The 21815-nt window shown below is 49.7% G+C and carries 21 protein-coding genes; 5 read left to right on the top strand and 16 right to left on the bottom strand.

Translation table 11 applies throughout. The annotated features are described in order from the left end of the window. Positions 1–137: 137 nt before the first annotated feature. The 5 genes from NC796_RS24185 to NC796_RS24205 all read right to left on the bottom strand — a co-directional run bounded on the left by NC796_RS24185 (position 138) and on the right by NC796_RS24205 (position 4630). A complete protein-coding gene (locus tag NC796_RS24185) occupies positions 138–1286 on the bottom strand; it encodes a flagellar basal body P-ring protein FlgI (RefSeq protein WP_310688392.1) in 1149 nt (382 codons plus the stop codon). 9 nt (positions 1287–1295) lie between these two features. Next, positions 1296–1922 (bottom strand): flagellar basal body L-ring protein FlgH, encoded by a 627-nt coding sequence (locus NC796_RS24190; protein WP_310688393.1) that lies wholly within the window; start codon positions 1920–1922, stop codon positions 1296–1298. Then, positions 1904–2671 carry a flagellar basal body P-ring formation chaperone FlgA gene (gene flgA / locus NC796_RS24195; protein WP_310688394.1) on the bottom strand — a complete coding sequence of 256 codons (768 nt, stop codon included), beginning with the start codon at positions 2669–2671 and terminating at the stop codon, positions 1904–1906. The genes NC796_RS24190 and flgA overlap by 19 nt, the downstream gene beginning before the upstream one ends. A 228-nt stretch (positions 2672–2899) precedes the next feature. Continuing rightward, entirely contained in the window at positions 2900–3694 is a 795-nt protein-coding gene (gene flgG / locus NC796_RS24200) for a flagellar basal-body rod protein FlgG (protein ID WP_310688395.1), read from the bottom strand. A 198-nt stretch (positions 3695–3892) separates the two neighbouring features. Beyond that, positions 3893–4630: a flagellar hook basal-body protein gene (locus NC796_RS24205; RefSeq protein ID WP_310688396.1), complete on the bottom strand. Its 738-nt coding sequence runs from the start codon at positions 4628–4630 to the stop codon at positions 3893–3895. 410 nt (positions 4631–5040) lie between these two features. Here NC796_RS24205 and flhB point away from each other — a divergent pair, with 410 nt between their 5' ends. The 5 genes from flhB (at position 5041) to NC796_RS24230 (ending at position 11125) form a co-directional block, all read left to right on the top strand. Beyond that, positions 5041–6225: a flagellar biosynthesis protein FlhB gene (gene flhB / locus NC796_RS24210; protein ID WP_310688397.1), complete on the top strand. Its 1185-nt coding sequence runs from the start codon at positions 5041–5043 to the stop codon at positions 6223–6225. Between the two features lie 9 nt (positions 6226–6234). After that, a complete protein-coding gene (flhA, locus tag NC796_RS24215) occupies positions 6235–8337 on the top strand; it encodes a flagellar biosynthesis protein FlhA (protein WP_310688398.1) in 2103 nt (700 codons plus the stop codon). After that, positions 8337–9809, top strand: a complete 1473-nt coding sequence (locus NC796_RS24220) for a hypothetical protein (protein ID WP_310688399.1) — start codon at positions 8337–8339, stop codon at positions 9807–9809. Before flhA ends, NC796_RS24220 begins: the two co-directional genes overlap by 1 nt. Positions 9810–10133: 324 nt before the next feature. Continuing rightward, positions 10134–10364, top strand: coding sequence for a hypothetical protein (locus NC796_RS24225; RefSeq protein WP_310688400.1), 231 nt, complete (start codon positions 10134–10136; stop codon positions 10362–10364). Positions 10365–10366: 2 nt separating this feature from the next. Next, on the top strand, positions 10367–11125 hold the full coding sequence (locus NC796_RS24230) for a FliA/WhiG family RNA polymerase sigma factor (RefSeq protein ID WP_310688401.1): 759 nt from the start codon (positions 10367–10369) through the stop codon (positions 11123–11125). A gap of 549 nt (positions 11126–11674) precedes the next feature. Here the strand turns inward: NC796_RS24230 and fliR are convergent. The 11 genes from fliR to NC796_RS24285 all read right to left on the bottom strand — a co-directional run bounded on the left by fliR (position 11675) and on the right by NC796_RS24285 (position 21805). Beyond that, positions 11675–12451 carry a flagellar biosynthetic protein FliR gene (gene fliR / locus NC796_RS24235; protein WP_310688402.1) on the bottom strand — a complete coding sequence of 259 codons (777 nt, stop codon included), beginning with the start codon at positions 12449–12451 and terminating at the stop codon, positions 11675–11677. Between the two features lie 550 nt (positions 12452–13001). Then, on the bottom strand, positions 13002–13271 hold the full coding sequence (locus tag NC796_RS24240; RefSeq protein WP_310688403.1) for a flagellar biosynthetic protein FliQ: 270 nt from the start codon (positions 13269–13271) through the stop codon (positions 13002–13004). 135 nt (positions 13272–13406) lie between these two features. Then, complete coding sequence (fliP, locus tag NC796_RS24245) at positions 13407–14192, bottom strand: flagellar type III secretion system pore protein FliP (protein WP_310688404.1); 786 nt, start codon at positions 14190–14192, stop codon at positions 13407–13409. Positions 14193–14221: 29 nt separating this feature from the next. Next, the gene (locus tag NC796_RS24250; protein WP_310688405.1) at positions 14222–14767 is read right to left on the bottom strand and encodes a flagellar biosynthetic protein FliO; all 546 of its coding nucleotides are present in this window, start codon (positions 14765–14767) and stop codon (positions 14222–14224) included. Further along, positions 14757–15722, bottom strand: coding sequence for a flagellar motor switch protein FliN (gene fliN / locus NC796_RS24255; protein WP_310688406.1), 966 nt, complete (start codon positions 15720–15722; stop codon positions 14757–14759). The genes NC796_RS24250 and fliN overlap by 11 nt, the downstream gene beginning before the upstream one ends. A 3-nt stretch (positions 15723–15725) precedes the next feature. Beyond that, entirely contained in the window at positions 15726–16661 is a 936-nt protein-coding gene (locus NC796_RS24260; protein WP_310688407.1) for a FliM/FliN family flagellar motor switch protein, read from the bottom strand. A gap of 22 nt (positions 16662–16683) precedes the next feature. Beyond that, a complete protein-coding gene (gene fliL, locus NC796_RS24265; RefSeq protein WP_310688408.1) occupies positions 16684–17157 on the bottom strand; it encodes a flagellar basal body-associated FliL family protein in 474 nt (157 codons plus the stop codon). Positions 17158–17184: 27 nt separating this feature from the next. Then, positions 17185–17910 carry a flagellar motor protein MotB gene (locus tag NC796_RS24270; RefSeq protein ID WP_310688409.1) on the bottom strand — a complete coding sequence of 242 codons (726 nt, stop codon included), beginning with the start codon at positions 17908–17910 and terminating at the stop codon, positions 17185–17187. Then, a complete protein-coding gene (locus NC796_RS24275; protein WP_310688410.1) occupies positions 17874–18752 on the bottom strand; it encodes a MotA/TolQ/ExbB proton channel family protein in 879 nt (292 codons plus the stop codon). The genes NC796_RS24270 and NC796_RS24275 overlap by 37 nt, the downstream gene beginning before the upstream one ends. A 602-nt stretch (positions 18753–19354) precedes the next feature. After that, on the bottom strand, positions 19355–20989 hold the full coding sequence (locus NC796_RS24280; protein ID WP_310688411.1) for a flagellar hook protein FlgE: 1635 nt from the start codon (positions 20987–20989) through the stop codon (positions 19355–19357). Between the two features lie 135 nt (positions 20990–21124). Continuing rightward, complete coding sequence (locus NC796_RS24285) at positions 21125–21805, bottom strand: flagellar hook capping FlgD N-terminal domain-containing protein (protein ID WP_310688412.1); 681 nt, start codon at positions 21803–21805, stop codon at positions 21125–21127. Between the last annotated feature and the right edge of the window lie 10 nt (positions 21806–21815).

Raw genomic sequence — 21815 nt, forward strand, 5'->3', positions numbered from 1 at the left:
CTCCCGGCAGCAGCTGGTCGATCAACTCATGAGCTACATCAAAGACTATAACCAGAAGAACGCAAAACCATTCAACTGGACCTATGGAAAAGAGTACCTCACGAATTAAGTGGTAATGACACTAGTACATTTCGCACTTACATTACAATTAGCTCACCCCGCAGGGCACCGGCCCGCTCCAGCGCCTGGAAAATCGAGATGATATCCCGTGGACTAAGGCCCAGGTTATCGAGCGATCCTGCCAGCTGCTGTACATTCGTATTGGGTTGCAGCACTATATTTTGGGCTGACTCTTCACTGATCCCAACTTCGGGCACCGGCAGCACTTGGGTTTCCCCTCCGCTCAACGGCGGCGGCTGGCTGACATAAGGCGTTACCTGCGTACGTACCTGTATGCTACCGTGGGAGATAAGCGCATCATCAATAGTGACACTCCCACCGGTTACAATTGTGCCTGTTCGTTCATTTATGACCACACGGGCCGGCGTATCCACCTGTATTTGCTGCTCCAGGATCGTGCTAATGAACGTATTCCTCATTCCCTGGGCCTGGAATACATCCGGCCAGTCCACCTGTATCAGACCAGGATTGAATACAGAGGCCAATTGTTCATCAAAATTGTTGTTGATCGCTTCAGAAATTCTTCGGGCGTTCGTGTAGCTAGGTTCCCGCAGCACCAATCCCAGTGGAGCATCGGTATCGGGGGTAAACTTCTGATTTTGTTCCACCACACCCCCACTTGGAATTGTTGCAGTGAGAGTTTGATTGCGCCTGATCCGAGAACCTGGTATTTCTGCATTGATTCCGCCAACTACCAGCGGTCCCTGTGCTTTGGCATAAACCTGTTCGGTATCAGGCTCCAGCAAGGGGGTCTGTAGCAACACGCCGCCCTCCAGGCTGCTGGCGTCGCCTACTGAAGAAACGGTAACACTAATTTCACTACCCGGTGCATGATAAGGCCCAATCGTGGCTGTGACCATAACCGCCGCTACATTGCGTGTCCGGAGGCGATCGGAGTCAACGGTAATCCCAAATTTCTGCAACATGTTGGCGATAGAGCGCACGGTAAAAGCCGCACCCCGACTGCTTATCGTACGGTCACCGGAACGATCAAGACCGGTCACCAGACCATACCCGATAAGTTTTTTGGGCTGGGCATGCTGAACCTTCACCAAGTCACTCAACCGTGTTTGAGCCCGGGTCTCACCGGCGACCAAAGATATCATAATCAACACGGTGAGCAGAAGCCCGACACCCCGAAATATGTTCCAATTAGTGTATTTCATGTTGCCGTATCAATTCAGTGCCTTCAATGTTATTGCCGCGCCCAGCGCCACACCAACGCCGGTAAAAATCACGCGCCTTATAAATCCGCGTTCTTTAGTCAACTCCCTGACACCACCCTTTTTCTGGTAACTGATTTCAGCATTGGCCACCAAAAAGGAGTAGACCTGGTTGCGGCTGTTGATATCCCTGGGACGAACAGTGCCCTTTAGCTCCATCTCATGAAGTTCGCCGTTAATTTCCGTGGACCTTGTGCCTTCAATCACAAAATCACCACGGGGCGTCTCCTCAGCAATCGTTACGCTCATATATCCTTCCAGCAGCTGTCTCTGGCTGGCCTCCGCACTTTGATCGGAGCCGTAGTTCACCTGCACATTTGAACCGAAGGTCGGTTCGAAAGGCAAAAAATTTCCTGTGGCAGCCCCATTCGCACTACCAGCCGAATTGGAAGCCGATTCCGAATCAGAGGTTGAGCTCCCCGAGATATCCTCCCGCAGCACAACTGTTATGATATCCCCCACTTCGTTGCCTTTGATATCCTGATATAGTGATCCCTGGGCCGCAGCAGAAAACGTTCCCGCCGCCAATAGCACCAGTGTTAAGAAGAAAGTCTCAACGCCTACAATGTTTGTTTCCATATTGCTACTCCCGGGCGTATAACCTTGCCCAAATATTTTTTTCTCGTTTCTTCGCTGTAAATTCGAATTTCATCATTCCTGGCCCCATTCTGCCGAGCCTTGCCGGTAAGTCGCACTCGGATGCCCCGTTTTTCAAATAGTAGTATGACCATATCACCGGCTTTCACCAGGTACTCGGTCCCAATATCGACTTGCTGGACTGGTCGCCCCGCCAACAGTGTTCGACGCAGTGTTTTACCCTCGATCCTGCTCATATCACTGATCAAGGTGCCGCTGTTTTTAGAAATCCTGGTCCACTGGACATGCAGATCTTCCCTTGCAATCACTTCTCCACTCGTAATCCGGCGGCTGGTAACCGGCAGTTTACGCTCCATCTCAACGGCAAGCTGCACCTGTTCTGTCTGACGGATATTTCGTGGCCGGCACACAACCCTGAAATTTGTATACTGCTCCAGGGCTCCATCCAGTTCTACGGCTGTTATATGCTTGGGATCGAGGCGTAACAGGCTTCCGGGAATCCACCGGGCCGCCAATTTGAACCGGTATTCCTCCGGACTGAATTGTTTCCTAAGTGTTTGTCTGGCCATTTTGAGAATAGCCTGCTTGGTTTCATCACCCGGCTGTCGGTTTGATTCGATTACTGTATGGGCAGTGACTGGCGCAACACCTCCATCTACAGGAAGCAATTCTCCTGCCACATTCCCCGGCAAACCGAGGCCAGCAGTCAAACTCCATATCAAGGTTATCATGTAATTCATTGCTTCAACTAATCCTAAATATTTGTGACGCGTTACCAACTAGAATATTCACTTTCTAGACCCTGGCTTTCTTGAATCATGCCCTATCACTTGCGCGGGAATTAATTCCCGCACTATGGATAAAGCAGAAATGCGTTTTATCTGTCAGATAAACGGCACCAGGCCTGATAATTGGGCTTTCAATCGGCAAATATGTTATGTATTGATGTATGTGGATTTCTAACGCTTAATAGAGTTGGTGACCGACATCATGTCCTCGGCGGTCTGCACCATTTTGGAGTTGGTCTCATAAGCTCGCTGGGCCTCAATAAGCTGCACCATCTCCTTCACAACATCCACATTCGAATCCTCAAGATATCCCTGGCGGATTACGCCAAATCCTTCCGAACCCGGAGAATCACTAAAAGCCATCCCTGAGGCTTTGGTTTCCATAAATAGGTTATCGCCTTTGGCCTCCAGTCCCGCGGGATTGGAAAAACGTGCCAGCTGAACCTGTCCGAGCTCTATCTCCCGGTTGTCGCCGGCCATCCGTGAGGTAACGGTGCCATCCTGGGCGATCTCGATCGCTTTGGCCTCCATCGGCACTTCAATCTGGTCGGCTAGCGGCAACCCGGAGTTGTTCACCAGCATGCCGCCCGAATCCCGGCTAAAGTTACCGTCACGCGAATACGCAATGTTGCCATCCGGCATCTCAATTCGGAAAAATCCGGGCCCATTGATACTCAAGTCCAGCGGGTTACCCGTTTCCGAGATCGAGCCCTGCGTAAAATTTCGGATGGTGGCCACCGCCTGCGACCCATGCCCGATCTGCAGGCTCGGACTGTCATTTGAGATTCGACTGCCCGATGCTCCCGGTTTCGAAACTTCAACATTCTCATAAAACAGGTCCTGGAACGCAATAGAACTGCGTTTATAGCCCGTTGTACCCACATTCGCCAGGTTGTTGGCAATATTGTCTACCGATTTTTGCTGTGCGCTCATTCCAAGCGCGGCTGTACTTAGTGCTCTAAACATATCTTATTCGCTTCCTTCGTTAATGATTTAACGCATTGCGTTTTAACGTCCTAGTGTCATCCTGAACTTGTTTCAGGATCTCGCGATGGCAATAACAGTTGTTGATGTAACAGGCCTAACCAACGCTGCTATCCCTTACGAAATCCTACTCATCAGTATAGGTCCGGGATGACAACAGGTAATACAAAGCGTTTAGGTTTAAAATTTTCCGAGTTGATTGGAGACCTGTCCCATCATCTCCCCCGTGGCACGTATGGCCCGCTGTTGCGATTGAAACATTTTCATGGTTCGCATCATATCTACCATCTGGGTCAGGGGCTCTACATTTGACTTCTCATAATATCCCTGCATAACCAGGCTGTCCGAATCTTCGATAAGAGTCCCCTCGGGGACTTCAAAATAACTGCTTCCCTCCCGTTCAATGCTTGAGGTATCTTCTGCCTTTACAATTCTGAACTGGCCGGCCACTTTGTTATTCATCCGAATCGTTCCGTCCTTGGCAACCTGCAGGTTCACGTTGCCATCACCTCCGCCATCGGCTTTCATGTAGCCGGGGATATACACCGGGCCCGAATTTCCCATTACCTTGGCCCCCTGTTTGTTCACCAGAAACCCGTCGGGGTTGAGGCGGAACCGGCCGTCCCGCGTCAGGTGCTGGCCGTTCTCGTCTTCCACTACAAAGAATCCCTTCCCCTTGATACCGAAATCAAAGGTCCCACCAGTAGGATCCAATACGCCCTGTTCCATATTGAGCTCTTGCCTGGGAATCGTCTTGGTCCTCATCTCCCCATCCACCTCTTGCCTGAGCATTCGATAGAACACCTTGGTCCCTTTGAAGCCGGGGGTGTTGATGTTGGCCAGGTTGTCGGCAGTGGCTTCCTGTGATTTGGAAAGCATCTGCATCGCCTGCATCTGAAGACGTAGTCGTTCAATCATAAAACCTTGGTTGAAAACTGCTATTAATACGTTTACCGATTAACACATCGGGATTCCACTCGAAATGACAGCTATTACAGATTGAGGGTATCTTAAGTTAAATCTGCTCATTAAAATCTAATCGGTAAACGCGTTGCTATTAATCAACTTTGTCCATCTGGGCCGAAATGGATCTCCCGGCCGCACTCTCTATCTGTTCAAATTCTGTGCCATCCCCTTTTTCTATGACTTCAGTTACCGTCATTTTCTCCGCGTAAAACTGTGGTTATTTCGTCTCAGGAATGCTTTTTCACTGTTTTGCACTATCCAAATCCCCAGTCTGACTCCTAAAACCAACTCTTACCAGGAACAGAAATATTTTCCCACCCTGCAGAAAATAGCGGGAAACCAGGGCGCTCCGCTAAAGGGAAATGTTTTCCGCCCGGCTGGATGATTTGTCCCTCCTCAACCTGGAAACCGGCTCAGAATACACAGAGGGCAATTCTGCAGAACTGGTACTGTATTTGATACCTATATATGTCATGTCAGATCAGAACTCAGCACAGGAAAAAACGGAAGAACCCACGCAGCGCAGGCTGGAAAAGGCGCGCGAAGAGGGTAATATCAGTATCAGCACGGAGATCTCTTCGGTAATGCTGATGCTGGTCTCTGTCATTACCATTATCATGGCCGGGGGACATATATACGGACTTGTGGAGGGGCTATTCGAAAACTTTTTCCTTAATGCTGGAAAGCCACTGGAAAACCAGGAACATGCAATTAAATATATAGGGGCAGCGGCAACTTTTGGCCTGCGGATGATGGTCCCGCTGCTGATTATCCTGACCGTTACCGCGATCGGAGTCAACCTCATCCAGACGAAAGGTGCCTTTTCTCTGAAAGCGATACAGCCCAAGGCCAGCAAAATAAACCCACTGAACGGCCTGAAACGCATTTTCTCAATGCAGGGATTCGTGGAACTGGCCAAAGGCTTTCTAAAACTGCTGATCATCGGGCTCATCGTCTACTTCACCGTATTTAATAACCTCGATTACTTTATCTCTTTTGCTGTGCTTCCCCTGGAAACGAGTGTCAGTGAATCAGGCTCGTACGTCCTCATTTTTATCGGACGCATCCTTGCTGCACTCTTTATCCTAGCCATTGCTGACACGGTGTATCAGCAATTCCAGCACAAAAAAGACCTGCGGATGACCAAAAAGGAAGTGAAGGATGAACGGAAAGAGACGGAGGGCGATCCTCATGTGAAGAGCAAGCGAAAAGAGATGGGAATGGCATTCCGGCAAAAGCGGCTCGACCACGCGGTGCTTGAGTCCGATGTGGTAGTCACCAATCCCACGCACTACGCCGTTGCACTGCAGTATGATCCCGAAGAGAACAACGCCCCGATCGTAATGGTGAAGGGGCAGCGGCTGCGGGCACAAAAAATTAAGAAGCTGGCCCGGGAGTTCGAGATCCCGATCGTGGAAAACAAGCCGGTGGCTCAGGCCCTCTTTGCCTCTGCAGAGGAGGATGAATACATACCGGAAGATCTCTACCGTGCCGTGGCCGAAATCCTGGCTTACGTCTACAAATTGGAAAACAAACACAACCAATGACGTCAAAAAATGGCTTTAAACGGAATTAATACCGACGCACTTAAGAACAAGTTTCTCCAGACGGATGTCCTGATATCATCAAGCGTCATCGTTATCCTGTTAATTATGATTCTGCCGTTCCCTGCGGCACTGATGGACTTTTTCCTGGCCATAAACATCTCCTTGTCTATTGTGGTGATGCTGGTGGCCTTCTACACGCTCAAGCCGCTGGAGTTCGCGGTGTTTCCCGGCATGCTGTTGATCCTGACGCTGTTCCGGCTCTCGCTCAACATCGCCACGACCCGACTCATTTTAAGTGAGGGCTACGCCGGATCGATCATTGAATCCTTTGGCGGATTTATCGTCCAGGGCAACTTTGTGATCGGGATCATCATCTTTGCGGTGCTTATCATTATTAACTTTGTGGTGATTACGAAGGGCGCGACGCGTATTGCGGAGGTTGCCGCCCGCTTTACCCTGGATGCCATGCCGGGCAAGCAGATGTCGATAGATGCGGACCTGAGTGCCGGGCTGATCAGCGACCGGGAAGCCAAGCAGCGACGCGAGGAGATCGCCCGGGAAGCCGACTTCTATGGGGCGATGGACGGTGCCAGCAAGTTCGTTCGCGGCGACGTTATTGCCGGCCTGCTAATCACGTTTATTAATATTATTGGTGGTCTCATTGTGGGGACGATGCAGCACGGGATGCCGCTGGCGGAAGCCGCCCGGGTCTACACACTGATGACGATCGGGGATGGACTGGTTTCGCAGATTCCCGCCCTGCTGATATCGACAGCAGCGGGTATTATCGTATCGCGTGCCGCCTCGGAGGGCAATTTGAGTAAAGAACTTACCACACAGCTGCTGGGCGATCCCAAGACACTGGTGCTGGGTTCGGCTTTCATCCTTTTTATTGGGGTGATGCCGGGGATGCCCCTTCTCCCGTTCTGGGCGGTAGGCGGCCTCTTCTTGTTCTTGGCCTACCGGCGCCAACAGCAGGAGGATCAGGAGAAACGGGAAGAGGTGCAGGAACAGGAACAGCTGCCGGAACAGGCGGAAGATCGCGTGGAAGACTATCTGCTACTCGACACCCTGGAGCTGGAGATCGGCTATAGCCTGATCCCGATGGTGGAGGCAGAACAGGGCGGCGACCTGCTCGACCGCATCACCTCGCTGCGAAAACAGCTGGCGGCAGAGTTGGGGATTATCATTCCCTCGGTGCGCATTCGCGACAACGTGCAGCTCGATGCCAATCACTACACCATCAAAATGCGGGGCATTGAGCAGGGCGACGGCGAGCTGTTGCCCGGGTACCACCTGGCACTGCTGCCTGCCGATTTTGATACCGACATCCAGGGAATTGAGACCAAAGATCCCACTTTCGGCATGGATGCCATCTGGGTAAGCGGAAAAAATAAGTCCCAGGCGGAAAAATTTGGTCTTTCGGTCATCGAAGCGGGCGCTGTCATCACCACACATCTAATGGAAGTGTTGAAAGAGAATGCCTACAAGCTGATCGACCGGCAGATGGTCAAGCGACTGGTGGACAACATCGAGGAGCAATCCCCGGCCCTTATAAACGAACTGGTGCCGGAGGGCATGCAGATCGGGGCGATCCAGAAGGTACTGAAACGACTGTTGCGAGAACGCATTCCCATCAACGACCTGATCACTATCCTGGAGACGCTGGCCGATCACTGTCACCAGACGGCAAACACAGATGTTTTGACCGAATATTGCCGTGCTGCACTCTCTGAAACCATTACGCGGCAGTTTGCGAGCGATGATAATGAGATCGTCGTCGTAATGATGGATTCGGCGCTCGAATCACAACTAATTAGCCAGGCGCAACAGGGTGGACTAAACTCCAACACTCTTGGGCTCGACCCCGATACCGTGGAGATGTTTTATAAGAACAGTTCCGAAGTATTTGAACAGATGATACGCCAGGGATATGAGCCGGTACTGCTGACCTCACCGGTACTGCGCTTCACCCTTTTCGAGTTTTTGGCACCAATTTTGCCTGAAATTAATGTGTTGTCTTACAATGATATCAGTCCGGATGTGCAGTTTAAAACATTTGACCGCCTCCGGATATCACAAGCTGAACTTCAAGAACCTAGACCGGCATAATGCTTAAAAGTCTATTTGGAAAAACATTCGATGCTGCCAAACAAAGTGCCCACCAGATGTATGGGGATGACCTGCCTGAACTGTCGACCTTGCTGGCTGACCCGGAAGATGAGCATGAGGAAGAGCCTGGAAAGCGGCAGTACAATCAACAGGATTTCCAAACGGGGGGAGAAAAGGGGGTCCGTTTTGAGCGGTCGATCGAAAGCAGGAATCAAGGCAGGGAGAACGGTACGAGTCCAACTCTGCAATCCCTCCGCAAGTACGCGGTCGGGCAAGACCCCGATAAAGAGAATACTCCGCTGAATGAAACTTCCGAACAGGAGCAACCTGCTCTGAAACGGGATAAAAAGACAGACAGCACGCCTTCTTCCTTTAAGAATGAGAATTATTACAGTCGGGCGAACATCCGGGCCCGGCAGGACCCAGGAAAAGAAGAATCCACAAAAGATAACGAGAGTGGAGATATAGCAACGAAACGGGTTGAGAGGAACGATAAGGAGAAAACGGATAAGGAGTTTTCACTTCCAGAGGCCGCACCGTTCAATGGATTTGAAGCACCGAAAGCCAAAAAGAAACCTAAAAAAGTAATAACCCCCTCATCCGGCCAAGAGATTGAGGCCCTGCAAGAACGATTTAACAAACTGGAATCAATGCTCCAAACAGTGCTGGAGGCGTCGAATATGAACTACGCCTCGCACCCGGCATTCCAAAAGCTTCTGCATACCGGTATTAAGAAAAAAATCATTAACGGCTGGTTTGAAGATATTATCGGTCAGGGAGTTGATCCCTACGAGCAAACGGAGCTGTTTATGTCTGAGTTGACGGGCATTATCCGTGAGGCGATGGGCAGCAATGCGACACGCAAGCCTGAGAAACACCTGGTCTTTATAGGAAAACCCGGATCGGGGAAAACGAACCTGGTGATGAAATTGGCTCAACACCCGGATTTTATGGGCGCCCGAGACGTAGGTATTGTTTCTGTGATACCGCAGGGAAATGATGGCACTCCCTATTACACGATTCTCGAGCCATTCTGCCGAGACCACGGCCTTCCCTACTGCCAGGTGAAAGACGCAGCCCAAGTGAAGCAGCTGCAGGAGAAGTGGAAAGAGTTTGATCACCTGCTTATTGATACGCCGTCCCTGGAAAAAGAAGGTAAAGCGATGAAAGAGCAGTATAAAGAGATTAAGAACGTACTGATGCCGCTGTCGGGACTGGAAACGCACTGTTTGATTGATGCATCAGGAAATGGGTTCTCTGCCCCGGGTGCATCGGCCCCGTTTCACCGGCTGGATGTCGATTACCTGGCGCTTAGCCATCTTGATCTGACTTCGCAGTGGGGACCTGTCATTCCCCTGCTGCAACAAGCGGAAGTCCCGGTTCGATATATCAGTGTGGGGCAAGACGTGCCGCGTGGTATCCGCAATTTTGATCCCAAGTGGGTAACCAAGCAGATGCTGGAAAACAGCTAGCCCGTATTTTTGAAGAGATATACGCTTCAGGATTACAAAAATTTTAATGGACGTAATGTATTTACCGGTAAAACGCGGAAACCATCGTGATTAATGCCCTGTCACATGCGCGGGAATTAATTCCCGCGCTATAGATAAGGCGGATATCTAAATAGTCTAATGGGCACCTTAATCCGGGTTCTGAGAATATATGTATTCAACTGATGAATACGTGGATATAGAAGCATAACAGTCTGCTCAAAAAGGATGAAACAAGCAGACTCATTTGATCAATTTTATCAAAAGACAAGCTTTGGCTTGGTACAACAAGAAAGGAAGAACGCTATGTTAATACGACTGATTACCGTTATCTCGCTTATTCAATTCATCCTCATGATGATCTCAGGAATGAACATCAATGTTGCCCTATACCGGAGTATTCTTGTGTTCATGATCCTGTTTACTGTGGTCTACCTGTCGGTCTTTTTCCTGAATATTATCCAGGACAAAAATGCCAAATCTGAGGGCTCTACCGTAGCACAGAGTAACAATCCACAGAACAGTAAAGAGAATTGATTATGGGTAACAAGTCACTGCAGGAGCTGGCGGAGCTGTATTGCAAGGATCCCGCCCCGGGATTGCGAAATGCAATTATCAGTAAGTCGATGCCGTTGATCCGCAGTATCATCGGTAAGATCAACACCCCGGACCAGCCCCTCACCCAACGGGAGGACCTGGAAAGTGCGGGCATCAGCGGCCTTATACAGGCGATGGACTCCTATGAGTGCGACCGGAATATCAAGTTCAATACGTATGTCTACTATCGCATTCGAGGCAACATTATCGACTACCTGCGCAAAATTGATCAGCTGCCGAGAAAAAAGCGCAAGAACTACGGCAAGGTAAAAGAGGCGATGCAACGCCTTTCCCAACAACTGGGACGCGAGCCCAGTGATGAAGAGGTGGCCGGAGAGCTGGATATGGACCTTGAGGATTACCGCAAGCTGCTTTCCAACGTACAGAAGCGAAATGCCCTCTCACTGGATAAATCGTTCAATAAAGATGATTCGAACTCATTCTACGAGATCCATGAAAACAAGAACGCTGAATCCCCGGACCAAAATCTTGAGAAAAAGGAGCTGTGCAACACCCTGAAGCAAAAGATTGGGGAGCTTGACGAGCGCGACCGCCTGATCCTGACGCTGTATTATTACGAGGAGATGACCATGAATGAGGTGGCAGTACTGCTGGAGCTGTCGGAGGCACGGATCTCCCAGATTATAGGGAAACTGCTGATCAGGTTGCGCGAGGAGCTTGCGCATGAGGAGCTGGTGTGATAATCACTTACTTGCTTTTTGTGACCCACCCTTCCGTCCCTCCCTTCCAGCAGGGATGGAAACGCCCTACCAATTATTGTGACGGATTTAAAATGCAGTTATCTATTTCTACATAAGAGACCTAATTGTGTAAGATTTCTCTCCCGAAGGTTTTCGGGATCGAAATGACGACAAATGGGTGGAGCTTGGTTATTACTTTCGGTCCGTTTTCCAAGAATTGAGCCTTAACTCGTAACCGTCATCTCGACCGGAGCTTGCGTAGGGAGAGATCCTTCTGCCAAGGGGCAATTTCCTTCATCTATCGATAAGCCCATCCGCTACCGCCGCCGCATTATTACACAAAGTGGACAAAGTATACGCGAAGGGTAAGCAAAGTGAAAAAGACTTTGTGGTGCCCACTACCGGTTCAAGTTTGCAACTTGGACCAGTACAAAGCAGTTAGCAGCTTGCATGGCACAAGTTGCAAACTTTGCGGCAGGTGGGGATAATCTGGCCAATCTGTAGTTTGTTGGGGCACGACGCATCGTGCCCTTATATAAAAGCCATTACTCAGGCAATAACCCCTATAACTTCAGCCATAAAATCGAACAGGCGCTGGAAGAGTGTTTCGAAAGCATCCGGCAGGTAGGGCATCACAAATGTCAGCAGGGTGAAGCCGAGCCCCAGTTTAATGGGGATGGCGATAAACATGATGTTGGCCTGGGGCATGACGCGGGCAAAAATGGCGAGCGAGAGGTCGAGCAGGAAAAGGACGATCAGGAACGGGGCGGCGATCTGGACGCCCACGATGAACAGGTAGTTGGCTACCTCCAGCATAAACGGCCCGGCAAGTTGCACCTGCGCCTGGTTGACGGGGATCACTTCGAAGCTCCGGGCCAGCGCATTGATATACACCTTGTCCCCGTCGATCAGCAGGAACACCAGTACGGCCAGCATGGTGAACAGGTTGCCGACGATATCGGTTTTCTGTTGTGTCATGGTGTTGACGATCTGAGCAAAGCTGAGGGTAATCTTCAGGCTTATCAGGCGGCCCGCCATGTCGATGCCGGCAAACACCAGCTGCCCGACCAGTCCCAGGGCAACTCCCACCAGCGCTTCGAGAAAAATGGCCGTGGCCAAGAACGGTAGGCCCGATTCTTCTGGGATCAGCACCTGTTCCCCCGGGATGACAAAAGAAAGGAGCAGACTCGTGATAATCGCAAAATAGATCTTCACACGGCGGGGAAATGACGCTGAGTTGAAGAAGGGCGCTGTCATGATCATGCTACTCACCCTGACAAAGATCAGGAAGGTGGCCAGGATGTATTTAATACTGAGTAGCTGCATTTAACACTATTTAGAATGTTGGGATCAAGCTTGGGGCTTCCATTAGTATCTGCGTAATCTGCGCGATCTTCGGGAGCTAACACCCCGCGGATTACGCTGATTATTTGAAACTTATCCCGTTTCCCGATTGAAAATTTATAAGAATCTTACTCAAGTGAACATTGCCCTATCACTTGCGCGGGAATTAATTCCCGCGCTATGGATGAGGCTAAAATTGTTAGAAGGCTTTGCAAAACCGTGGTTATAATACTGTCATCGCGAGCCCCGTTTGTGTGGGGCGTGGCGATCCCCTATAGTTGTCTCAGGCCGTAATGTGAGTGGGAGATTGCCACACTCCTTTCACTTCGTACACCTTTGCCAAGGCTACGGTGCACTCCGTTCATTCCGTTCGCAATGACACCATAGTATTTCAAAGCCTCTCGTAAAGTAAGTAACTATGGTTGACCACCCTATACCCGTGCAAGATCCTGCATCGGGCTCGCTCATTGAAGCCCTGGCGTAGTTGAGGTTCAGGAAGAATGAGAGACATTTCCTAACCACTCAATGCGTTCTAATTAATAACCTCCGGGATAATCTCGAAGACGCGTTCCATAAAGCCGATGGCATACTGTAGCATGAAGCCAAAGGAAAAAAACAGGATAACCACAACGACCACCATTTTGGGAATGTAACTCAGGGTCATCTCCTGGATGGAGGTGGCGGCCTGGAAAATGGCAACGCTCAAACCGATGACAAGTGCTCCCGTCAGGGGTGGCCCGGCCAAGGCGATAATTGCGGTCAACATCTCCTGCAGCCAGTACAGGGCGGTTTCAATATTCATGAGTGATGTCCTTTCTCGTTTATAACTAGAAAAATAAGTTCTGTTGCCACAGATTTACACAGATAACCTCAGATAATTCATTTGGATCTGTGCAGATCTGTGGCAAATGCTTTTTACGATTAACTGATAACGTAACTAGTTAAAGCTCTGGACGAGGGACTGTACCAGCAGGTACCACCCGTCCGTTAATACAAATACCAAAATTTTGAACGGCAGCGAGACCAACACCGGGGGCAAGAACATAATCCCCATAGCCAGAAGCACCGAGGCCACTACGAGGTCGATCACCATAAAGGGCAGGTATATCATAAACCCGATTTGAAAGGCGATCCGAAGCTCACTCATTACGTACGACGGAACCACCACGTAGAGCGGGATATTCTGTACATCCTCCACCGACTCCTGTCCCACCATATCCATAAAGAAAAGAAGCTCCTTGTCCCGTGTTTGCCGCACCATAAACTCTTTCAACGGTACAGAAGCCTCTGAGAGGGCCTCCATCTGGGTAATCTCATCATTGATATAGGGCTGTATCGCCTCATCATTGATCGTCTCGAACGTCGGCATCATAATGAAAATAGTCAGGAACAGGGCCAGCCCGATGAGCACCTTGTTGGGCGGCGACTGCTGGGTGCCCAGCCCCATACGCAGGAAGAAAAAGACGACGACAATGCGGGTAAAACTGGTCATCATGGTGACAAACGCCGGTCCAAATGAGAGCACCGTAATCAGCACCAGTGCCTGTATGGCCACCGAAAGATCATCTTCCCCACCAAACGAGAGGTCGATCTGGGGCGCCGACTGCATGATCAGCGGCATGTTGATGGCATTTGTTATTGAAGAAACAGGCAGGGATGAAGCCAGCGTGATAGCTGGAAAAAGCAGCAGCAATCCCACTGCCAACAGGCATACCTTAAGCATGGAAATTTGGTTAATAATGCGAAACCGTATCATGTTTTACTTTTGAATATTTTGGAAAAGTTGTTCTCAGTAGTGCTGCTTTCGGGGCGCGGCTCGTTCCACTCGCTCTTGGGATATCGGTGGAGGAGGTCAACAGAACCAGCCGTGACCCCGAGCACCCATACCTCATCATTAATCTCTATGATTTTCATCTGTGCCCCTTCACCCAGCCGCTGGCTCCCGATCTCCCGGTTCTTTTGGGATGATCCCCCGAATTGACTTTTCCCGCTCGTCCAAAACCACACGATCCCCAGAATCACCAACAGGATCAAGAACGTGACCAGAGCATTGGCAAAAATACCTGAGGATTCTCCATCTGTGGACACCGGAGCTTCATTTTGCCGGGTCAGTGCCGTATCAAGGCTGTCTACACGCTGCTCCGTAACCGGTCCACGCGCGGTATTTTCTCCCCCATAGTCCATACGGGATATCATCAAAAGCCACATCACCAGCAGTACTACCGAAATGGCAATAACGATTTTCAGAATCTTCTGCGGGCTGGTCGAGAGAGAGGTAAGGTGTTCTCTAAGATCCATTTTGGAGTCCCGCCAGCCGTTTTCTGGTCGTAACCAGGTTGGAAATACGCACGCCGAAATGCTCATCGATAACCACAACTTCGCCGTGGGCAATTTGATGGCCGTTTACCAGGATATCGACCGGCTCACCAGCCAGCTTCTCTAGCTCAATGACCGATCCCTTGGCAAGCTGCAGTACTTTGCCCAGCGGCAGCTCAATCCTTCCCAGCTCCACCGACAGATCCAGCTCGACATCCTTGAGCAGATCCATGCTGTGGGAATCGCCGTTTTCACCGATGGCAGGAGATTCGTCAAATTCGGAAAACTCAATATGCCGGCCCGAGATGACCTCCTCCTTACTCCCCACCTGGTTCATTTCTTCGGCATCCGTTGCTGAAAACTCCTGCTTTGCTTCGGCTTGTTCCCCGTCCTTCTCTTCCTCATCGTCAGCCTCCTCCGGCTCCTCTTCCGCCAGCAAGGCCTCGGGATTTCCACAGAGAAACCCGGCCCTCACCTTGTCATCAGCAATGCCCTCGATCTCCATTTTGGCCAAAAAGTACTCGCTGTGAGCGTGTAGTTCTTTCAGCTCCTCAAGGGACAGGACTTGTATCTCTGCTACTTCCGGTTCGTAGCCATCACTTTTCATCTTTTCAAGGACCGTGTCAGAAAGATCAGTGGAAAAATCCTCCAGCAATTCGATGGTCGTATCATTTTTCGTTTTCTCCTCAATCCCCAGCATAATACTGGACAACAGCCCGTACCACTCCTTGTCGAGGATGACAATGAGATCGGCATCGAGGTTCTCATCCCGCGTGTACAGGAAGATATCCGACTCCAGCATATTCTCCAGCGCCTCGTCATATCCCACTCCCTCGGCAAATGGGAGTTCTATGTTTGTTTCCTCCAGGAGAACAGATGTCAGAAATTCCTCAATATCCGGAAGGTATTGCTGTAGGTTTTCTTTCCAGGTATCCATAATTTATATCAGTTCCTCTTCATTAATTTCTTCTATCATTTCAAAGATTTTTACGGCTCTGCGCCCCCGCACCACACCGGGATAGGCCGACATCTTTTTAACATCGTTCACCATTATATCCAGCGGTTTATCCGTGCGTTGGCTCAGCGGGATGGTATCTCCCTCTTCAAGATTCGAAATTTCATCAATGGTCAGCCTCGTTTTTCCCAACAATGGCTGAATGCGAACCGTCGCCTTATAAAGGGTGCGTTTGTACGATTCCAGTTCTTCCCCCGTAAGCTCTTCTGTCTGTGACTTTTTCCCCTTGTTCAGGGCAGAGTTATTCATCGCTTCCTTCAGCAGGCTGTAGGGGTAGGATATCTGTACCTGAACCTGCTGTTCCCCGAATTCAATGCGGAATTTGACAATAATGGTGGGATCCACAGAAACAAGATGGATGTTTTCAGGCTTGCTCTCATAGGTGGTGGAATCGATTTTGAAGTCCATATAGGGTTCCCAGGCCACGATGATCTCCTGGTTGATCCTGTTCATAATCCGGGAGGTAATCTTCTCCTCAATGGTTGTCAGCGTCCTTGTCTCCAGGACATCTTCCCCGTACCCCCCACTCTGCCGCTCGATCAGGTGGATGCAGAACCCCGGCGGCATATCGATAATCACGTTGCCGCCGAGCTCATTAACCTCCAGCAGGTAGATGACGCTCGGACTTTCGATCTTGTTGATAAATTCACTGGTGGAAAGCTGTTCAATATCATGCAGACTCACATCTACTTTGCGACGGAGGGCGCTGCTGAACACTCTGCTCAGGTTACGGGCAAGCATATCGTGCAGAGAGCGGAGATTTCGCATAATCTCCTTACTAAACAGCTTGGGATGCTTAAAGTCGTACGGTTCTACATATTTTCGATTACGAGATTGCTGCTCTCGGCGCTTCGGCTGCATGTGCGTGTTCGGTTCTTTAACATCATTGCATTACATATTTAGTGTAATACAAATTGCGTACCGAACGCAGCCCGAGTGCATTATTTATTGTACGGATCAATCCCAGCCGCAGCTTCTCCTTTTCTTTCAATCCCTCCAATTCATCAACCGTGCGAGAGGAGAGGTATTCAATCATGTCGTGCCTGATCTTGGAGCGGTTCTGTTGAATCTGGCTTACATGTTCTTTATTCACTGTCTCAAGGGTTATTTCGACCAGCAGGTACCGTTGACCGTTTGTACCCGCGGGATTTACAATCAGTTTTTCGAAGGTGAAATGGCCGATTCCCGATGAGTTCAATTCATGAATAAACTGGTATGTTTTCTCGTAATTTTTGTCAACAATAGCGTAAGCAAGGTAGGCCTGCCCCAGAAAAATTAGAATGATAAGGAAATATTTTCCAACAGTTCGAAATTTTGACGCCTTTGATTTGTTCTTGTCTTTGCTCTTCTTTGCCATGTTACTAACCTTTCTTACTGCATGTTGTCATCGGGTTTTCTGTGGGACAAAATTGGTTGGTCCCTCTGCCCAATTTTCCTCAGATGAAGGATCGGTATCATCTTTATACTGCACGTATATTTCCACCCTCCTGTTTTCTCTTCGTCCTTCCGGGGTGTCGTTTGAGGCGACCGGCCGGTATTTGCCGAAACTGCTTGCCTCAAACCTGCTTGCCTCCAGTTTTGAATGATCATTTATAAATAGCACCACTGAAACTGCGCGCGCTGCACCCAGGTGCCAGTTAGACAGATATTTGGAACTCTCGCTTATCGGCACATTGTCGGTGTGGCCCTGTACTTTTATTGACTGGATATCATCATCAAAGATTTCTGACATCTCCCCGAGCACCAAACGGGCCTCGGGCAGCAGCTGTGCTGAGCCGCTGTTGAATGTGACCGAATCACTAAGGGTAACCTTTATGCCTTCCGCTATTCTATTGATATCGACTTCCGATGAGAGCCCCTGGTCCTCCAGAAATTTCTTAATGGTTTCCCACTCTTCCTGCAGGCTGTTGCTGCTGGACTGCGTGTTGACCGCCGCAGTTTGATCGATGATACCGTCAGAGCTCTGAAAGTATGATATAAAATCATTGAAATTAGCATCTTTAATTCCTGGCGTGAGCGTGTAAAGCAGCACAAAAAAGACCAACAGCAGTGTCACAAGATCGCTGTAGGTCATTAACCAGGTTCCAGTACCTTCTTCAGAGTCTCCCATTCGTTATTCTGCTGTTCAATCCATTGACTGTACAGTTTCTGATCGCGTTGTCGTTTTATCGTCAATTCTTCATGGTGCTTAATATATTCCGCCCGGTCTTTTGGATTTATGTAGATCAGCATCTTCTTCTCCATAATCCTTGGGTTCTCTTTTTCCATCATCGACATAATGCCCACCCGGAACATCTCTTTCCGGTTGAGGTCCAGCTTGCTGAGGTAGTCCAGCTTGCCGGCCAAGGGACCAAATAGCATATTGGAAAAAATGGTACCGTAAAGCGTCGTCAGCAGCGCTACCGAAAGCCCCGAACCCAGTGACTCCGGGTCAGATACATTCTGCAGCATCAGCACCATACCGATAATGGTACCGATCATCCCAAAAGCGGGTGCATAGTTCGACATCGATTGCAACACTTTGATCGAAATTTCTACCTGTCGTTTCCGGCTCTGTATTTCATTTTGAAGAATACTGGCCAGGCTTTCCTGTTTGAATCCATCGACGGCAAACTGCAGTCCGTTGCGCAAGTAGGGGTCCTTGATATGTTCAATATCCCCCTCCAGGACGAGCAGGCCTTCACTGCGCACGCGCCGGGCAAACATACTCATTAGTTCCATATCTGTGCGCAGATCCACCGATTTAACACCCATCAAACTGCTGATGGTGGTAAAACTATTTTTAATATTCTTTAAACTATAGTTGACCATCGTAGCCGCAACAATGCCACCCACCACAATAAGCAGCGATGAGAGGCTTGCAAACACCAGCAGGTTACCCTGTGTTACGATGGCAACCAGAATCAGGGTGAATCCAAACAGCAGTCCTATGACGGTTGATCGGTCTAGCATACATTTTGTTATCGCCGGTATGCCGAAAAACTTAACCGTGGATTTTAAGTTTTCGGGGGATGGGAACCTGCTATTTCTGTATGTCGCCACTGGTGCGGTCCACCTCTTACAGTGGGCTGCACCTTTGGGATAGCACTTCACCCAATCCACAATCGCCTGGCATTCAAATATCAGGCTATAAATCCTACGTTTACTTAAGTACACGAAAGAAATTAGCCCCGTATTTCAATGCGGGGCGGTGGTAGATGGGGCTTACCGATAGATGAAGGGGCTTGCCTTGGCAGTAAGATCTCTCCCTCCGCAAGCTCCGGTCGAGATGACATGTCATGAGTTGGGGGCATAATATTCAGGTGACGGGCAGCAAACAACAAGCTAGCCCCTTCCCCTTATCGTCATTTCGATAGGAAGAAATCTTTCTTGGAAAAGGCAGTATATCTGAAATAATTCAGCGATGGTGATTTCGACTTTTACTTTAATCGAGAACCAGACCAAAATGCTCAAAACAAAAACGCTTCGCCCCATAACCGATGGATCAGATCGGCTATTTGGACGAAGCGCACCTTTTTGGGTTAAGAGCCTTTTATGAAAAATGTGGGCTAAAATTATCGTTTGAGGTTCACGGCCTCGGTCAGCATTTCATCCGAGGTACTGATTACGCGGGCATTCGATTGATACGCCCGCTGCGAGGTAATCATCTCGGTAAACTCCTGTGCCAGGTCCACATTCGACCCTTCCAGCGCTCCCGAGTTGATCCCCGTGTTGGAAAGATTGTCAACGGTATCCACAAAAACTTCGCCGGCCGCAGATGTAGCGCGGAACAACCCACCCCCGACCATCTCCATACCGTTTTGATTCTGCACCTGTCCAAGGGCTATCTGGGCCAGATCTTTATTCTGGCCGTTATCATACACGCCCTGCAGACGCCCGTCACCGTTGATACTTACATCCACCAGTTCGCCCTGCGTATAGCCATCCTGGTTGACTACCTTGGCTGAATTTGAACCGGCATACTGAGTGAAGCTTGTGCCCTGTGCCGAGTCGCCAAATTGCACCTGGAAACTCGTTGCCTGTGCACCGCTTCCGGGGTCAAAATCGATCGTAAAATTATGTCCTGAAGAAAGTTGTCCCAGCTCATCAAAAGTCACCGTACCAGTGGCCCCGCTGTTGATCGTTTCTCCATCCGCAAACTGAGCTTCATACTCCCACTCATTGTTGTTGGTCTGCGTAAAATCCAGCAGCAGGGAGTGCGCACGTCCCAAGTCATCATATACCGTGGTACTCATGGTCTGGGTGTTGGTTGCCCCATCCTGCGTCACCTGGAAGCCGGGGAAATTAATGCTGCCCGTTCCGTTAACCGCCACATTGGTAATATCCAATTGACTCTCTCCCATCTCGGAAGAGCGAAGCATCAGCATGCCGTCAGCAAGACTCAGCGTTCCTTCCCTGTTGCCGGAACCATCAGTTACCTGTGAATCCAGGCTGGTGACCAGATCTCCAAGCGTGTCACCGGAAGAATAGTTGTGGGTTATGGTCTTGGTCGTCCCATCATTAAGGGTGATATCCATCTCAATAGTATCCCCGTTTACCATGTTGGTCGTGGTCTGGCTGAGATTGTTCAGATCCGTCGTAGCATCTGCAATGTTTCCGCCCGAGGTAGTAAATCCATTTTGGGCCTGTATAACTTTGCTCTTGCTGGTGTTGGCATTGAGATTACCCGCCAGCGTCACATTATCCGTTTTCTTTGGAGCCAGCGCATTTTCAAAATCGATTTTGATGTTGTCAGTGGTTCCCCCGCCGAGGATATTGCCCGATTCATCGGCATTATATCCCTGCACAAAGCGGCCACCCTGGTCAACCAGGTGTCCATTTTTGTTGAACACAAAATTACCGGCACGGGTCATCAGGTTTTGTTTCCCATCATTAACCACAAAGAAACCTTCGCCCTCTATGGCAAGATCAGTGCTTTTACCGGTACTCTGCATCGCCCCCTGGCTGAAGTCGCGCTCCACGGAAGCGACACGCACTCCCAAACCGACCTGGTTGTTCAGCTTGGGCGCCGATTCTCCCCCGCTGTTGGAACCACCGATATTTTCATTCATCATTTCAGCAAATGAGACGCTCGAGGATTTAAAACCCGAGGTATCCACGTTGGCAATATTGTTACCAATCGTATCCATCTTGGCTTGAAACGCTTTCAAACCACTAACGCCTGAATTTAGCGACTTAATTAATGACATAATGTACTCCTTGTTTATTGAGTGCAGCAATTCATCCTGCTGCCGGGTCTACCGTCTGATAAACCCTCTTCTGTTTATTTTTAAAATGATTCTATTAAAGCTTTCACGAACACACCTTTCAATCAGTTAAACTTGCTACAAAATACCTTTGCCCACTGCTTCAACATCGCCTATGGGGACTTCCACATTATTCACCGTAAGCATGACGCCATTGCTGCCAAATCGCACTTTCTTCGCAATTCCTTCCGTAAACGTGAGAGCTTTCACCCTGGAATCACCGCTGGAGGCCTGAATCTCGACAGTGTAGTTACCGTCGGGCATGCGCGCTCCACTGCCGTTTTTCCCGTCCCAGGTCCAGCTGTTTTCACCGGATCCCACGCCTTCCAGCGAGGCCCGGCGCACTTCCGTTCCGCTGCCATCTTTTATGACAATGTCCACCTGCTCGGCCGAACTATTCAGCTTATAGTTTATATCGGCCTCTTCACCCGGGGCAAGATGCACCTTGCTACTCAGTGCCCGCACCTCTTTCCCGGTAAGGGAAGCTGCCATGGAGTTGGTCATGCCCATCTGCATCATCTCCTGGCTTTTTTGGAGCGACTTCAGCCCGTCATTCACATTAACCAGCTGCTCAACAGAGTTGAACTGTGCCAGCTGAGAGGCAAACTCCTTGCCGTCCATCGGGTTGATCGGGTCTTGGTTACGCATCTGTGCGACCAACAGCTGAAGGAACTGCTCCTGCCCCAGTTTCTTCTTGTCATTCGACTGGGCCTGGCTTGCGGTCGCCGTTGCCTGTGATGTTATATTGCTTATATCCATATGATTATCC

The organism is Aliifodinibius sp. S!AR15-10 (genome assembly GCF_031569985.1).
Taxonomy (GTDB): Bacteria; Bacteroidota; Rhodothermia; order Balneolales; family Balneolaceae; genus JAMQKA01.

Coding starts and splice junctions, on each gene's coding strand:
- NC796_RS24280 (WP_310688411.1), bottom strand. CDS start 20,989: ATGTCATTAATTAAGTCGCTAAATTCAGGCGTTAGTGGTTTGAAAGCG.
- NC796_RS24205 (WP_310688396.1), bottom strand. CDS start 4,630: ATGATTGAACGACTACGTCTTCAGATGCAGGCGATGCAGATGCTTTCC.
- NC796_RS24250 (WP_310688405.1), bottom strand. CDS start 14,767: ATGGATCTTAGAGAACACCTTACCTCTCTCTCGACCAGCCCGCAGAAG.
- flhB (WP_310688397.1), top strand. CDS start 5,041: ATGTTTTCCGCCCGGCTGGATGATTTGTCCCTCCTCAACCTGGAAACC.
- NC796_RS24260 (WP_310688407.1), bottom strand. CDS start 16,661: ATGCAGCCGAAGCGCCGAGAGCAGCAATCTCGTAATCGAAAATATGTA.
- fliL (WP_310688408.1), bottom strand. CDS start 17,157: ATGGCAAAGAAGAGCAAAGACAAGAACAAATCAAAGGCGTCAAAATTT.
- flhA (WP_310688398.1), top strand. CDS start 6,235: ATGGCTTTAAACGGAATTAATACCGACGCACTTAAGAACAAGTTTCTC.
- NC796_RS24285 (WP_310688412.1), bottom strand. CDS start 21,805: ATGGATATAAGCAATATAACATCACAGGCAACGGCGACCGCAAGCCAG.
- fliN (WP_310688406.1), bottom strand. CDS start 15,722: ATGGATACCTGGAAAGAAAACCTACAGCAATACCTTCCGGATATTGAG.
- NC796_RS24225 (WP_310688400.1), top strand. CDS start 10,134: ATGTTAATACGACTGATTACCGTTATCTCGCTTATTCAATTCATCCTC.
- fliP (WP_310688404.1), bottom strand. CDS start 14,192: ATGCTTAAGGTATGCCTGTTGGCAGTGGGATTGCTGCTGCTTTTTCCA.
- NC796_RS24270 (WP_310688409.1), bottom strand. CDS start 17,910: ATGGGAGACTCTGAAGAAGGTACTGGAACCTGGTTAATGACCTACAGC.
- flgA (WP_310688394.1), bottom strand. CDS start 2,671: ATGATAACCTTGATATGGAGTTTGACTGCTGGCCTCGGTTTGCCGGGG.
- NC796_RS24275 (WP_310688410.1), bottom strand. CDS start 18,752: ATGCTAGACCGATCAACCGTCATAGGACTGCTGTTTGGATTCACCCTG.
- NC796_RS24230 (WP_310688401.1), top strand. CDS start 10,367: ATGGGTAACAAGTCACTGCAGGAGCTGGCGGAGCTGTATTGCAAGGAT.
- fliR (WP_310688402.1), bottom strand. CDS start 12,451: ATGCAGCTACTCAGTATTAAATACATCCTGGCCACCTTCCTGATCTTT.
- flgG (WP_310688395.1), bottom strand. CDS start 3,694: ATGTTTAGAGCACTAAGTACAGCCGCGCTTGGAATGAGCGCACAGCAA.
- NC796_RS24185 (WP_310688392.1), bottom strand. CDS start 1,286: ATGAAATACACTAATTGGAACATATTTCGGGGTGTCGGGCTTCTGCTC.
- NC796_RS24240 (WP_310688403.1), bottom strand. CDS start 13,271: ATGAATATTGAAACCGCCCTGTACTGGCTGCAGGAGATGTTGACCGCA.
- NC796_RS24220 (WP_310688399.1), top strand. CDS start 8,337: ATGCTTAAAAGTCTATTTGGAAAAACATTCGATGCTGCCAAACAAAGT.
- NC796_RS24190 (WP_310688393.1), bottom strand. CDS start 1,922: ATGGAAACAAACATTGTAGGCGTTGAGACTTTCTTCTTAACACTGGTG.